The organism is Kitasatospora sp. NBC_00315, from assembly GCF_041435095.1.
Classification (GTDB): domain Bacteria; phylum Actinomycetota; class Actinomycetes; order Streptomycetales; family Streptomycetaceae; genus Kitasatospora.
The window spans coordinates 1,382,458-1,396,632 of record NZ_CP108025.1 but is presented as its reverse complement, the minus strand read 5'-3'; the positions used below and the strand labels follow the sequence as shown (position 1 = coordinate 1,396,632).

Sequence of the window (14,175 nt, the reverse complement as noted above, 5' to 3'; positions counted from 1 at the left end):
TGGGTCACATCCTTGACGGCAGGCTCGACTCCCATGACGTCCTGAACCCGCCCGGCCGTGACGGCACCGGCCCCGCCCTCCCGCATCCTCTCCCTCCCGCAGTCACTCCCCCCGCAGCCCTCCCCCCGCAGCCCTTTTCCCAGGCCCCGCCGTCCCGCGTCGGGAGCGTGGCCGCGCGCCCGAGACCCGGGCCGCGCGTCCGTTCCCCGTGCCCGTACACCCCGCAACGGAGCGTCATGCCGCTCACATCCCTGCCGCTGCCCGACCCCGGCAGTCCCGATCTCTCCTCGCCGCTCGCCTTCCTGCGCTGGCTCCAGCGCAGCCAACGGCGCGGCCAGGTGCTCTCCACCTGCTGGGCGCTGGTGGAGATGGGCTGCCAGGCGGCCCTCCCGCTGCCGCTCGGCCGGGGCGTCCAGGCCGCCGTGGACGGTGATCCGGCCGGTATCTGGCAGGCCGGTGCCTTCGCCCTCGCGCTGGCCGTCGTCGCCTCGGTCGGCACGGTGCTGCTGCACCGCCAGGCCGTCTGGAACTGGATCACCGCCGCCACCCAGGTCCGCCAGCTGGTCGCCCGCCAGGCCTCCCGGCTCGGCGCCGGCCTCTCCCGCCGGATCGCCACCGGGGAGGTCGTCGCGGTCGGCAGCGGCGACGTCGAGAAGATCGGCTGGTACGTCGAGCTGGTCGCCCGGGTGCGTGCCGCCGTCCTGGTCTGGCTCGCGGTCAGCATCACGGTGCTGACCGTGCAGCCGCTGCTCGGCCTGGTCGTCCTGCTCGGCGTGCCGGTGCTGGCGGCCTCCGTCTGGCCGCTGCTGGGCCCCTTCGAGGAGCGGTACTCCGAACAGCGCACGCTCGGCGGAAAGGCCACCGAGCTGGCCGCCGACACCGTCGCCGGCCTGCGCGTGCTGCGCGGCATCGGCGGCGAGGAGCTGTTCCTCGCGCGCTACCGCGCCGCCTCGCAGAAGGTCCGGGCGGCAGCCGTTCGGGCCACCCGGCTCTGGGCCCTGATGCAGGCTCAGCAGGTGCTGCTGCCCGGCCTGTTCGTGGTCGGTGTCACCTGGTACGGCGCGCACCTCGCCGCCACCGGCGCGATCGGCATCGGCACGCTGGTCTCGGTGTACGGCGCCACCGCCTTCCTGGCCGCCCCGCTGCGCATCCTCGGCGAGGCCGCGCACGCCTGGAGCGTCGCCCGGGTCTCGGCCGGCCGGGCCACCCGGGTGCTCGCCCTGACCCGGACCAACGGTGAGCCGGACGCCGTCCTGGGCCACCCCGAGCGCGCCGACCTGCACGACCCGGTCACCGGCCTGACCGCCCGCGCGGGCGAGCTGACCGCCGTGGTCTGCGGCGACCCGGACTTCGCCGGAACGCTCGCCGAACGCCTGGGCGGCCACGTGCCGCAGGCCGAGGAGGACGGCCCGGACGCCCCGCAGGCGACGGCCGCCCAGCCGCCCCCGGTACGGCTCGGCGGCGTTCCGCTGGACTCCGTGCCGCTGGCCGAGGCGCGCGCCGCCGTCCTGGTCCACGACAAGGAGCCGGTGCTGCTCTCCGGCACGCTGGCGGAGCTGCTCGACGTGCCCGCCTCCGGGCGGATCGGGGCGGCGGACGCACTGGCCGCCGCCCGCGCCGAGGACGTCCTGGACGCCCTGGTGGACGGCTCCCCGGACTGCGGCGGCGACCCGATGCTGGCCCGGATCACCGAACGCGGCCGCTCGCTCTCCGGCGGCCAGCGCCAGCGCCTGGCCCTGGCCCGCTCGCTCTTCGCCGACCCGCCGGTCCTCGTCCTGGACGAGCCGACCAGCGCGGTCGACGCCCACACCGAGTCCCGGATCGCGGCCGGCCTGCGCCGCAACCGGGCCGGGCGCACCACGGTGGTCCTCGCCACCAGTCCGCTGCTGCTCGACCAGGCCGACCGGGTGGTGCTGGTGCGCGAGGGCCGGGCGGTGGCCGCCGGCACCCACCGCGAGCTGATGCAGGGCGACCCGCACTACCGCGCCGTGGTCACCCGCGAGGAGCCGGTGGACGCGACGCCGCGCACGCCCGTGAAGGAGGCGGTGTGAGCGCCCCCGACGCGCCCCGCGCCCGTCCGCCCCGCGCCCGTCCGCCCCGCACCCGTCCGGCCCGCACCTCCGCGGCCGTCCGCCGCCCCAGTCCCAGGAGCACCGCATGAAGCCACCCGCCCACCGGGAGCAGGGGCCGACGACCATGCTGCCCGTCGGCTCGCCGGCGGCCGTCCGCGAGTACGTCCGCCTGCTCGCCCGCCGCCACCGGTCCGCCTTCGGCGCGGTGGTGGGCCTGCACGCCGTCGCCACGGTGGCCGGTCTGGTCGGCCCCTGGGTGCTGGGCCGGCTGGTGGAGTCGCTGGCGGCCGGCACCGCCGAGAGCGCGATCGCCACCGCCGTGGCCTGGTACGTCCTGGCGCTCGCCGTCCAGTCCGCCTTCACGTGGTGCTCGCGGCTGCGCGGCGGTGTGCTGGGCGAGCAGGTGCTCGCCGACCTCCGGGAGGACTTCCTGGTGCGGTCGGTGGCGCTGCCGCCCGGCATCCTGGAGCGGGCCGGCACCGGAGATCTGGTCTCCCGGGGCACCACCGACATCGACCGGCTCTCCAAGTCCGTCCGCGAGGCGGTGCCGGAACTGGCCGTCGCGGTGGTCTCGCTGGTGCTGGTGCTCGGCGCGCTGGTGGTCACCTCGCCGCTGCTCGCCCTCACCGCGGTCACCGGCCTGCCGCTGCTGCTGGCCGGCTCACGCTGGTACTTCCGCCGCGCCCCGCAGTCCTACCGCTCCGAGTCGGCCGGGTACGCGGCGGTCAACACCGTGCTGGCCGAGACGGTGGACGCCGGACGCACGGTCGAGACGCTGCGGCTGGGCGACGACCGGGTACGGCTGACCGACCGCAAGCTCGGCGAGTGGCTGGCCTGGGAGCGCTACACGCTCTGGCTGCGCTCGGTCTGGTTCCCGACCATCGACGCCGTCTACACACTGGCGGTGCTCGGCACGCTCGTCCTCGGCGGCCTCTTCACCCTCAAGGGCTGGATCGGCGTCGGCCAGCTGACCACCGGCGTGCTGTACGCCCAGGCGCTCACCGGCCCGGTCGACCTGATCCTGCGCTGGTACGACGAGCTCCAGGTCGGCCAGACCTCGCTGGCCCGGCTGGTCGGCGTGCGCGAGGTGGAGGATCCGCCCACCGACGAGAGCGCCCGGCCGGACGGCCGCCGGGTGGAGGCGACCGACGTCCGCTTCGGCTATCGGGAGGGCGCCGACGTGCTGCACGGCATCAGCCTGGACGTCGCACCCGGCAGCCGGGTGGCGCTGGTGGGACCCTCCGGTGCGGGCAAGTCCACCCTGGGCCGCCTGCTGGCCGGAATCTACGCCCCCGGCCGGGGCAGCGTCACCCTCGGCGGGGCCCCGCTGGCGCGGATGCCCGCCGAGCGGGTGCGGGCCCAGGTCGCGCTGGTCAACCAGGAGCACCACGTGTTCGTCGGCACGCTGCGGGACAACCTGCGGCTGGCCGCGCCGGACGCCGACGACACCGAGCTGCGGGCGGCGCTCGCCGCGGTGGACGCCACCGAGTGGGCGGACGCGCTGGCGGAGGGCCTGGACACCGAGGTCGGTTCCGGTGGGGTGGCCCTGACCCCGCCGCAGGCGCAGCAACTGGCGCTGGCCAGGCTCGTCCTGGCGGATCCGCACACGCTGGTGCTCGACGAGGCGACCTCGCTGCTCGACCCGCGTGCCGCCCGGCACCTGGAGCGCTCGCTCGCCCGGGTGCTGGAGGGCCGGACGGTGATCGCCATCGCCCACCGCCTGCACACCGCGCACGACGCGGACGTGATCGCGGTGGTCGAGGGCGGGCGGATCAGCGAGTACGGCAGCCATCCCGAGCTGGTCGCGGCGGGCGGCCCGTACGCGGCGCTCTGGCGCTCCTGGCGGGACGAGGGGTAGCCGGGGCCTGCGCTCCCGGCCCGGGCCTGCGCTCCCGGCCCGGGCCTGTGCTCCCGGCCCGGGCCTGTGCTCCCGGCCCGGGCCTGTGCTCCCGGCCCGGGCCGGCTCGGGCCCGGGCGGCGCCCGCCGCCCGCCGCCCGTCGCCCGCCGCCCGCCGCCCGTCGCCCGCCGCCGGCCCCCCGCTGCGCCGATCGGGTGCAGTGACGGGGCCGGCCGGGTCGCTCGCGGCCAGGTGAACGGCCGATCCGGCGAACGGGCGACCAGACTTCCCGGGTGACCAAGATTTCAGACGGTTCGTCATCCTCGGGTGCCCGGAAGAGCGAGATCGCCGGCATCCCGACCCGCTACCTCGCGATCGGCGCCATCGTCGTCCTCGCGGTCTGGTTCCTGTTCGCCAACCTCGACCGGGTGAAGATCCAGTTCTGGGTGTTCACCGTGACCGCGCCGCTCTGGATCGCCCTGCTGGCGACGCTGCTGGCGGGTGGTGCGCTGGGCTGGCTGCTCAAGGGCCGGCGCAGCAGGTAGCGGCCCTCCTCGACCTCTGAGAAGGGATCACCCGGTTGAGTACCGCCGTCTTCCCGCCGCTGATCGAACTGAGCGGCGTCAACAAGCACTTCGGTGCGCTGCACGTCCTGCAGGACATCGACCTGACGGTCGGCCGCGGCGAGGTCGTGGTGGTGATCGGGCCGTCGGGCTCCGGCAAGTCCACCCTGTGCCGGGCGATCAACCGCCTGGAGCCGATCGAGAGCGGCACCATCACCATCGACGGCGAGCCGCTGCCCGCCGAGGGCAAGGGCCTGGCCAGGCTGCGGGCCGAGGTCGGGATGGTGTTCCAGTCCTTCAACCTGTTCGCGCACCGGACCGTGCTGCAGAACGTCTCGCTGGCCCAGATCAAGGTCCGCGGCCGGGCCCGCTCCGAGGCGGAGACGAAGTCCCGCGCGCTGCTGGAGCGGGTGGGGCTGACCGGGCAGGCCGACAAGTACCCGGCGCAGCTCTCCGGCGGCCAGCAGCAGCGGGTGGCGATCGCCCGTGCGCTGGCGATGGACCCCAAGGCACTGCTCTTCGACGAGCCCACCTCGGCACTCGACCCCGAGATGATCAACGAGGTGCTGGACGTGATGCGCGGACTGGCGAGCGAGGGGATGACCATGGTGGTGGTCACCCACGAGATGGGGTTCGCGCGCGCCTCCGCCAACCGGGTCGTCTTCATGGCCGACGGCCGGATCGTCGAGGACCGCAGCCCCGAGGCCTTCTTCGGAGCCCCCGAGAGCGAGCGGGCGCGGGACTTCCTGTCCAAGATCCTGAAGCACTGAGGGGGACCGGTGACCTTCGCGAAGCGGCTCCCGGCCGCCCTGGCGCTCCTGCTCCTGGTCGCCGCCTGCGGCAAGCCGGGCACCCCGCCGCCCAAGGGACCGCAGCCAGGCGCGCTGCCGAGCTACCAGGTCCGTACCGGTGAGGTGATCAACGGCTCGCCCACCCTGGAGGCCGCCCGCGGCCGGGGGCACCTGGTCGTCGGCGCCAAGGAGGACCAGCCGTACCTGGGCGAGAAGAACCCGGCCACCGGCGAGTACTCCGGCTTCGACATCGAGATCGCCAGGATGGTCGGCGCCTACCTCGGCTTCGGACCGGACCGGATCCAGTTCAGGACCATCGCCTCGGCCAACCGCGAGACCGCCCTGTCGAACGGTCAGGTCGACTACTACGTGGGCACCTACACCATCAACGCCAACCGCAAGAAGCTGGTCGGCTTCGCCGGCCCCTACTTCGTGGCCGGTCAGGCCCTGCTGGTGCGCAGCGGCGACACCGCCGTCCACGGCCCGCAGGACCTGGCCGGCAGGAAGGTCTGCTCGGCGGCCGGCTCCACCCCGTACCAGCGGATCGAGAAGGACCACCCCGAGGCGCACCTGGTCGGCTACGACACCTACTCGGCCTGCGTGGACAACCTGATCACCGGCCAGGTCGACGCCGTCACCACGGACAACGCCATCCTCCAGGGCTACGCCGCCAAGGTGCCGGACGAACTGAAGCTCGCCGGAGCGCCGTTCTCCACCGAGCCCTACGGCATCGGCACCCCGCACGACGACACGGTGCTGCGGCTCGCCCTCGACGACGCGCTGGCCGCCCACGAACGGAACGGTGACTGGAAGAAGGCCTACGACGCCACCCTCGGCCTGTCCGGGGTGCCCGCCCCAGCCCCTCCGCAGATCGACCGGTACTAGGTCGTGTCCGACACCGCCCGCCGGGCACGCGACGCCGGGCACCCTCCCCCGGCCTCCGGCCGGGAGGTGACCCCACCCGGACGCGGGTCCGAATCGCCCGGGTGCGGCCCCGTACGAGGCCGATCCGGTGGCCCGCCCGGCCGGGCGCCCGACGCCGGGCGCCTGATCCGACGCGAACTGTCAGACCCGACCCAGGAGCGCCCGGCCCATGAAAGTCCTGATCGACAACTTCTCCACGTACTGGCACGGCTTCGTCGGGACCCTCGAACTCACCCTGGTGAGCGCCGTCCTGGCGCTGCTGCTGGGCGTCCTGACGGCGGGCTTCCGGGTCTCGCCGATCAGGTCGCTGCGCGCCTTCGGCACCGGCTGGGTGACGATCCTGCGCAACACCCCGCTCACCCTGCTGTTCTTCATCGTGGTGCTCGGCCTGCCGCGCTTCGACATCGTGCTGCCGTTCTTCACCTTCTCGGTGCTCGCACTGGGCTGCTACACCTCCGCCTTCGTCTGCGAGGTGCTGCGCTCGGGCATCAACACCGTGCCGCAGGGCCAGGGGGAGGCGGCCCGCAGCCTGGGGATGACCTTCGGGCAGACACTGAACCTGATCGTGCTCCCGCAGGCCTACCGTTCGGTGGTCGCGCCGGTCGGCAGCGTCATGATCGCGCTCGCCAAGAACACCGCGATCGCCGGTTCGTTCAGCGTGGTCGAACTGCTCGGCAGCTACCGGACCATCAACGAGCTGGGTTACAGCATCGTCTGGACCTTCGTCTGGATCGCCGTCGGCTACCTGATCCTCACGCTCGCGATCAGCGCCCTGTTCAACCTCCTGGAGCGACGTGCGGCGGTGTCCCGATGAGAGCGTCCGCCCCGGCCTCCGCGCTGTACGACGCCCCCGGCCCGAAGGCGGCCGCCCGGCATCGGCTGTACGGCCTGCTGGCGCTGCTGGCGATCGCCGCACTGCTCGCCTGGGTGGTCTACATGCTCTTCCACACCCAGCAGTTCACGTACCAGAAGTGGATGCCGTTCGAGTACCGGGGCGTTCAGGACCTCCTGCTGCGCGGTCTGCGCAACACCCTGGAGGCGTTCGGCTGGACGGTGCTGCTCATGCTGCCGTTCGGCGCGCTGTTCGCGGCTGGGCGGCTCTCGGAGCACCGCGCGGTACGGCTGCTCTCCACCCTGGTGGTGGAGTTCTTCCGGGCGATGCCGGTGCTGGTGATGATCTTCTTCATCTTCGTCGCACTGAAGGCCCAGCCGCTGTGGGCGCTGGTCGCCGGCCTGACCCTCTACAACGGCTCGGTGCTGGCCGAGGTGTTCCGCGCCGGCGTCCTCGCGGTGCCGCAGGGGCAGCGGGAGGCGGCCCTCGCGCTGGGCATGCGCAAGACCCAGGTGATGGCGTACGTGCTGGTGCCCCAGGCCAACCGGGCGATGCAGCCGGCCATCGTCAGCCAGCTGGTGGTGGCGCTCAAGGACACCTCGCTGGGCTTCCTGATCACCTACGAGGAGTTCCTGCACGCCGGCAAGCTGATCGCCACCAACCTCGACTACGACCTGCCGTTCATCCCCGTGGTGATGGTGATCGCGCCGGTCTACATCGGGATGTGCCTGGCGCTGTCCTGGCTGGCCGGCCGGCTGGAACGCCGGGGCAGGCGCAGCCCCAAGGCGCGCGGCGCCGCTCCGGTGGCCGGGGCGGACGTCGCGATGGGCCTGCCGCCGGCCGCCCGGTAGCGCCGCCGTCGCGGCGGCCCCGCCGAACCGGGGGCGAGCGCGGAGCCCGCGTCCGGGACGGCGAGTGACCAGGGGCCGCGTCCGGGACGGCGAGTGACCAGGGGCCGCGTCCGGGACGGACGAAGCACCGGGGACGGGTGGGAATTGCCCGGCGGAACCCAATTTCTGCTTATGATTCCTCGGTGTTCGACTCACGGCACATCAGAACCTTTCACACGGTGGTGCGGGCCGGCTCCTACTCGGCGGCGGCCCGGGAACTCGGCTACACCCAGCCGGCCGTCACCCAGCAGATGAAGGCGCTCGAACGCGACGCGGGCGTAGCGCTGTTCGCCCGGGCCGGCCGGGGCCTGCGGCTGACCGAGGCCGGCGAGACGCTGGCCCGGCACACCGAGGGGATCCTCGCCGGCCTCACCGCCGCCCGACAGCAGCTCACCGCGCTCGGCCGGCTGCGGGCGGGCCGGGTCCGCGTCTGCGCCTTCCCCAGCGCCAACGCCACCCTCGTGCCCTCCGCGATGGCGCAGCTGCTCGCCGAGCACCCCGGCATCCGGGTCGAGCTGCTGGAGGCCGAGCCGCCGGAATCCCTGCACCGGCTGCTCCGCGGCGAGTGCGACATCGCGCTGGCCTTCGGGTACCCGGGAACGGCGACCGAGGTGCCGGACGGCCTGGAGGAGATCCCGCTGATGGAGGACCTGCTCACGGTGCTGCTCCCGGTCGGCCACCCGCTCGGCCGCCGGCACGCCGTCCGGCTGGCCGACCTCGCCGAGGAGCGCTGGATCGCCGGCTGCCCGCGCTGCCGGGCCAACCTGCTGCACATCTGCGCCGAGGAGGGCTTCACCCCCGACGTGGTCTTCACCACCGACGACAACCTCGCGGTGCAGAGCCTGGTCGCCGCCGGGGTCGGCATCGCGCTGATGCCCGCACTGGTGCTCTCCTTCATGTGCCATCGCAAGGTCACCGGCCGCGGCGTCGAACCGCACCGGCGCCGCAAGGTGTGCGCGTACGTGCTGCGCGAGCACCGGGCCCTGCCGGCGACCACCGTGGTGCTGGACAGTCTGCGGACGGCGGCCGCCGCCCGGGTCGGCTGCTGACCCCTTCCCCGGCCGTCGGCCTCGGTCCCACCCATAAGCATCGCTGACGGAAAGCCAAGGAACCCTCCTTGGACGTGATGGGCCGATCCGGCCGACGCTGCCGGTATGACACCCTCCGTCACGGTCGCGGCGACCGTCCTCAGCGAGCGCATGCGGGCCCTCGTCGGCGAGATCGGCGAGGTGGTGGACCGCGGGCTGCCCCCGGACCTGACCGCCTACCTGGTCGGGGAGTGCCTGCGCCCCAGCCTCGGTGACGAGGGACTGCTCACCGCCGCCCAGTGCGAGGGCGACCCGGACCGCTACCGCCAGCACGTGCTGCACGCCGATCCCGACGGAGCGTTCTCCGTCGTCGTGCTGGTCTGGCTGCCCGGGCAGCGCACCTCCGTCCACGACCACGTCGCCTGGTGCGTCGCCGGCGTCCACCAGGGCGAGGAGAGCGAACGGCGCTACCGGCTGGTCCCGGACGGCCGTACCGGGCGCCTGGTCCCCCTCGGGGACGTGCTCGGCCCGCCGGGCACCGTGGCCGCCTTCGCGCCGCCCGGTGACATCCACCGCGTCCGCAACGCCGGTACCGGCACCGCCATCTCCGTCCACGTCTACGGCGCCGACGTCTCCCGGCTCGGCAGCAGCGTGCGCCGGGTCTACCGGCTCCCCGAGGGCGAGCTCTGACCGCCGTGGCCCTGCCCCTGCGCACCCACACAGTCCGCACCCGTACCCGCGCCACCGGCACCCGTACCCGCGCCACCGGCACCCGCACCGGCACCACCAGCACCACCCGCACCACCCGCACCGCCAGCGGCCGCCGGCGCGCCGGGCTGCGCGCGGTCGTCCCCGGCCTGCTGCTCGCCGCCCTCGGGGTCGCCGCCGCCGCCGGTGTGCACCGGCTCGTGCCCGCCGTACCGGAGCTGACCGCCGCCGTCGTCCTCGGCACCGCGGCCGCGCACCTGCCCGGGCTGAGCGCGTTCGTGCGGGGCGCGGCCCGGCCGGGACTCTCCGTGGCCGGTAAGCGGCTGATGCGGGCCGGCATCGTGCTGCTCGGCCTACGGCTGGGCCTGGACGACGTGCTCGGCCTCGGCTGGGCCACCCTGGCGATGGTGCTCACCGTCGTCGCGGTCACCTTCGCCGGAACCCTCTGGCTCGGCCGCCGGCTCGGCCTGCCCGGTGACCAGCCGCTGCTGGTCGCCGCCGGGTACTCGATCTGCGGCGCCTCGGCGATCGGCGCCGTCGGCCAGGCCGCCGGCAGCGACGAGGAGGACCTCGCGGCCTCGGTCGCCCTGGTCACCCTCTGCGGCACCCTCGCGATCGCCGTTCTTCCGCTGCTGCACCACCCGCTCGGCCTCGGCGACGCGGACTTCGGCCGCTGGGTCGGGGCCAGCGTCCACGACGTCGGTCAGGTGGTCGCCACCGCGCAGACCGGCGGCCCGGCCGCACTGCGGGAGGCCGTGCTCGTCAAGCTGATGCGCGTGGTCCTGCTCGCGCCCCTGGTCGCCGGGGTCACGGTCGCCGCCCGCCGCTCGCGCGCCCGGGCCGGCGTCACCGGACCGGGCGCCGCCCGCCCGCCGGTGCTGCCGCTCTTCGTGGCCGGCTTCCTGCTGACGATCGCGCTTCGCAGCACCGGCGCCGTCCCGGCCGGCCTGCTCACGGCGGCCGGGGACGCCCAGCAGGTCCTGCTCGCAGGTGCCCTGTTCGGCCTCGGCAGCGCCGTCCACCTGCCCACCGTGCTGCGCACCGGCGGCCGGATCGCCGCCCTCGGCCTGGCCTCCTGGGCGACGGTCGCCGGAGTCTCCTACGCGGGTGTCCTGATGACCCGCTGAGCCCCCGCCGGTTCGGATAGAGTCGCCCACGTACCAGTACCGACGCGCGAGAACCGAAGGACCGAGCATGGCGACCGTACTGCCCGACCGGGACGGTTCTGACGCCGTCGACACCCTCGACCGGCGGCAGGGCCCGTACGGCGAGGTGGTGTTGCGGCGGCGCGGTGAGCACTTCGAGATCATCGCCAACGGCTGCTTCCTGATGGACACCGCGGACGGCCGCTCCGAGCGGCTGCTGGTCCAGGCGGCCCTGGACGCGCTGGGCGAGCCCGCCCCCGGCGCCGAGCCGCTCTCGGTGCTGATCGGCGGGCTCGGCGTCGGGTTCTCGCTCGCGTACGCCGCCGCCGAACCGCGCTGGGGCCGGATCGCGGTGGTCGAACGCGAGGGCGCGATCATCGAGTGGCACCGCACCGGCCCGCTGGCGGCCCATTCGGCCGGCGCCCTGGAGGATCCCCGGGTCGCGGTGCTGCACACCGATCTGCTGGCCCACCTCGCGGGGGACGGCGAGGGCTACCACGCGCTCTGCCTCGACATCGACAACGGACCGGACTGGACGGTCACCGACTCCAACGGCGGCCTCTACGACCCGCGCGGGCTGGCCATGGTGTGGCGCAGGCTGCGGCCGGGCGGGGTGCTCGCGGTCTGGAGCGCGCAGCCGTCCGCCGGCTTCGAGCAGGCGCTGCGCACGGCGGGGTTCTCGGACGTGTTCACGTACGAGATCCCGGTTGCCCGGGGCGTTCCGGACGTCGTCCACCTGGCGCGCCGGGCCGTCTGAGACACGCGGGCGCCCCGCCGGCCGTGGTGCGGGCCGACGGGGCGCCGTTCGTGCGGTGGCCTCACTTCAGGCCGTTGTCCACCGCGGCCATCAGTTCGCCGTTCGCCGTGTCACCGTCGAAGGACCACACCATCGCGCCGCCCAGCCCCTGGGACTTGATCCAGGCGGTCTTGCGGGCGATCTCGGTCGGGTCGTCGTAGGTGTAGAGCACCGAGCCGTTGTAGATGTACGCGAAACCGGCGACCGGATCCCGGTAGACGGTGTAACCGCCCCCGGCGGCCATGTCCTTGAGCTTGTGGTAGTCCTCGTACCCGGCCTCGTAGGTTCCCGGCCCGGGGCCCGTGGCGGTCTGGAAGAGGCCGTTGGTGGTGCCGCGTGGCACACCCGTCCAGCCCCGGCCGTAGAACGGGATGCCGAGCGTCAGCTTGCTCTTCGGGGCGCCGCCGTTGACGTAGGTGTTGATGGCGATCTCGGAGCTGAACTGCTGGGTGGCCGGGCTCGGGTCGCCCGCCGCGACCTTCAGCGCGGACTGCTGGTTGGTGACGTTCTCCCAGCCGCCGTGGTAGTCGTAACCCTGGACGGTGGCGAAGTCGAACGCGCCGAACAGGCCGGGGACGTCGATGCCGGCGGAGATCTTCAGCGGGTCGGCCGGCAGGAAGGCGCTGAGCGTGTAGTGCTTGCCGGTGGTGGCGCCGAGGGCGTCCAACTGACGGCGGAACTCCTGGGCCAGCAGGGTGTAGTCGGCCTTGTCGGCGGGCTTGTAGACGTTGCCGAGGTGTCCGTCGGAGTTGGGCCACTCCCAGTCGAGGTCGATCCCGTCGAAGATGTTCGCCGCGCTGGCGGCGCCGCCCCGGCCGTCGATGACCGGCAGGTTGCCCTTGATGTACATGTCGATGCAGGAGCTGACCAGCGCCTTGCGCGAGGCGTCGGTGGCGGCCGCGTCGGAGAACCACTTGCTGTAGGACCAACCACCCAGCGAGATCTGCATCTTGAGGTTGGGGTACTTGGCCTTGAGCTGCTTCAGCTGGTTGAAGTTGCCGGCCAGCGCCTGGTCCCAGGTGTCGGTGGTGCCGGCCACCGAGCTGCCCGCGTCCCAGCCCTTGCCGAAGTCGGCCCAGGCGTCCCCGGCGCCGTCACCCGCGTTGGGGTCGGAGTCGTTGCCGGCCGCGTGGTTGGTGAGGAAGCACTGCTTGCTGCTCGGATTGATGTTGGCGAAGGCGTAGTTGAGCGTGGTGAGCCGCCCGGCCGAGCCCGAGGTGTCGAGCTGCTTCACGCTGTAGCCGCGCGCGTAGATGCTCCACTGGGTGAAGTACCCGATCTTCAGCGCGCCGCCGGTGCCGCCGCCGCTCTGGGTCTTCGCCGTCACCGGCGCGGAGGCCGGGGAGGTGTTCCCGGCCGCGTCGCGGGCCTTGACGGTGAAGGTGTACGAGGTCGCCGCGCTCAGGCCGTTGACGGTGGCCGAGGTCCCGGTCACGGTGGCGGCGAGCGCCGTGCCGTTGTACACGTCGTACGCGGTGACGCCCACGTTGTCGGTGGCGGCCGTCCAGCCGAGCGAGACGCTGTCGGCGGTGGTCCCGCTGACGGACGGGGTGCCCGGGGCGGTGGGCGCCTGGGTGTCGGTGGAGGTGGGCCTGGTGGTCGCGGTCACCGGCCCGGCGGCGGCCGAGCGGTTGCCGGCCGCGTCGAAGGCCTGCACGGTGAACTGGTACGAGGTGTTCGCGGTCAGGCCGTTGACGGTGGCCGAGGTCCCGGTCACGGTGGCGGCCTTGGCGCCGTTCTGGAAGACGTCGTAGCCCGCCACGCCGGTGTCGTCGGTGCTGGCGCTCCAGCCGAGGGAGGCGGAGGTCTGGGTGGTGCCGGTCACGGCCAGGGCGCCCGGGGTGCTCGGCGCGGTGACGTCCCCGCCGCCGGTGCCGCCGCCCGTGCACGGGTTCCCGTTCAGCTTGCAGTTCAGCAGCGGCTGGTAGCTGCCGGAGTAGGCGATGTTGAAGCCGACGTCGTACGAGGCGCCGGGCGCCAGGCTGCTCGCCCAGCCGGGGTTCTTCACGGTCACGTGGGAGGCCGCGGTGGTGTAGGTGGCGTTCCACAGCGAGGAGACCGAGTTGCCGGCCGGGAGGTCGAACTCCAGGGTCCAGCCGTTGAGTGCGGTGCTGGAGCCGTTGGTGATGACGTAGTCGCCCGCGTAGCCCGAGCCCCAGTCGCTGCCCTTGGTGAAGGCGGCGGTGGCCGAGGCGGCATGGGCGGCGGTGGCGGGCAGGGCGATCGCGATCAGCGGGGCGAGCAGGCTCCCCGCTGCCAGGAGGGGGAGGCGGATCCGACGTCTGCGCATGAGTGTGGCTCCTGTCTGGGGCCGCCCCGGGCGGGCCGGAGCCGCCCCGATACCTGTGAGGAGGTGTCAGGTGCGTCGAGCAGCGTGCCGAGCTCCGGCGTTGGGGCAGCGCGGAGCGGGAGCCTCTGGCCGTCGGGTTGCCGTGGAGGTCCTGTGCTATGCGAGGGTAGGGAGCGTGGTCCCAACTGGCAATAGGTCTGTACCACTTGGCGTCGCGTGCCTGCCACGGGCCGGCCGCCGAAGCGGACGGCGGCCGGCCCTCGGGGAGGGCCGGCCGCCGGGGCGTACGGGCACGGGT

The 14,175-nt window shown here is 73.8% G+C and carries 12 protein-coding genes; 11 read left to right on the top strand and 1 reads right to left on the bottom strand.

The annotated features are described in order from the left end of the window. The first annotated feature begins 236 nt into the window (after positions 1-236). The 11 genes from OG823_RS05850 to OG823_RS05800 all read left to right on the top strand — a co-directional run bounded on the left by OG823_RS05850 (position 237) and on the right by OG823_RS05800 (position 11,548). Positions 237-2,051 carry an ABC transporter transmembrane domain-containing protein gene (locus OG823_RS05850; RefSeq protein WP_371478088.1) on the top strand — a complete coding sequence of 605 codons (1,815 nt, stop codon included), beginning with the start codon at positions 237-239 and terminating at the stop codon, positions 2,049-2,051. A gap of 106 nt (positions 2,052-2,157) precedes the next feature. Beyond that, positions 2,158-3,930 carry an ABC transporter ATP-binding protein gene (locus OG823_RS05845; RefSeq protein WP_371478087.1) on the top strand — a complete coding sequence of 591 codons (1,773 nt, stop codon included), beginning with the start codon at positions 2,158-2,160 and terminating at the stop codon, positions 3,928-3,930. 273 nt (positions 3,931-4,203) lie between these two features. Next, complete coding sequence (locus OG823_RS05840) at positions 4,204-4,455, top strand: LapA family protein (protein ID WP_371478086.1); 252 nt, start codon at positions 4,204-4,206, stop codon at positions 4,453-4,455. Positions 4,456-4,514: 59 nt separating this feature from the next. Beyond that, on the top strand, positions 4,515-5,243 hold the full coding sequence (locus tag OG823_RS05835; protein ID WP_371484321.1) for an amino acid ABC transporter ATP-binding protein: 729 nt from the start codon (positions 4,515-4,517) through the stop codon (positions 5,241-5,243). Positions 5,244-5,252: 9 nt separating this feature from the next. Further along, entirely contained in the window at positions 5,253-6,149 is an 897-nt protein-coding gene (locus OG823_RS05830) for a glutamate ABC transporter substrate-binding protein (protein ID WP_371478085.1), read from the top strand. Positions 6,150-6,357: 208 nt separating this feature from the next. Beyond that, positions 6,358-7,002 carry an amino acid ABC transporter permease gene (locus tag OG823_RS05825; RefSeq protein WP_371478084.1) on the top strand — a complete coding sequence of 215 codons (645 nt, stop codon included), beginning with the start codon at positions 6,358-6,360 and terminating at the stop codon, positions 7,000-7,002. Then, positions 6,999-7,871, top strand: coding sequence for an amino acid ABC transporter permease (locus OG823_RS05820; protein WP_371478083.1), 873 nt, complete (start codon positions 6,999-7,001; stop codon positions 7,869-7,871). Before OG823_RS05825 ends, OG823_RS05820 begins: the two co-directional genes overlap by 4 nt. Positions 7,872-8,053: 182 nt before the next feature. Further along, complete coding sequence (locus tag OG823_RS05815; RefSeq protein WP_371478081.1) at positions 8,054-8,959, top strand: LysR family transcriptional regulator; 906 nt, start codon at positions 8,054-8,056, stop codon at positions 8,957-8,959. 105 nt (positions 8,960-9,064) lie between these two features. Further along, positions 9,065-9,628 (top strand): cysteine dioxygenase, encoded by a 564-nt coding sequence (locus tag OG823_RS05810; protein ID WP_371478080.1) that lies wholly within the window; start codon positions 9,065-9,067, stop codon positions 9,626-9,628. An 11-nt stretch (positions 9,629-9,639) separates the two neighbouring features. Next, complete coding sequence (locus OG823_RS05805; RefSeq protein ID WP_371484320.1) at positions 9,640-10,773, top strand: YeiH family protein; 1,134 nt, start codon at positions 9,640-9,642, stop codon at positions 10,771-10,773. Positions 10,774-10,840: 67 nt separating this feature from the next. After that, a complete protein-coding gene (locus OG823_RS05800) occupies positions 10,841-11,548 on the top strand; it encodes a spermidine synthase (RefSeq protein ID WP_371478079.1) in 708 nt (235 codons plus the stop codon). Between the two features lie 61 nt (positions 11,549-11,609). Here the strand turns inward: OG823_RS05800 and OG823_RS05795 are convergent, their stop codons facing one another. Beyond that, a complete protein-coding gene (locus OG823_RS05795; protein WP_371478078.1) occupies positions 11,610-13,877 on the bottom strand; it encodes a glycosyl hydrolase family 18 protein in 2,268 nt (755 codons plus the stop codon). Positions 13,878-14,175: the final 298 nt, after the last annotated feature.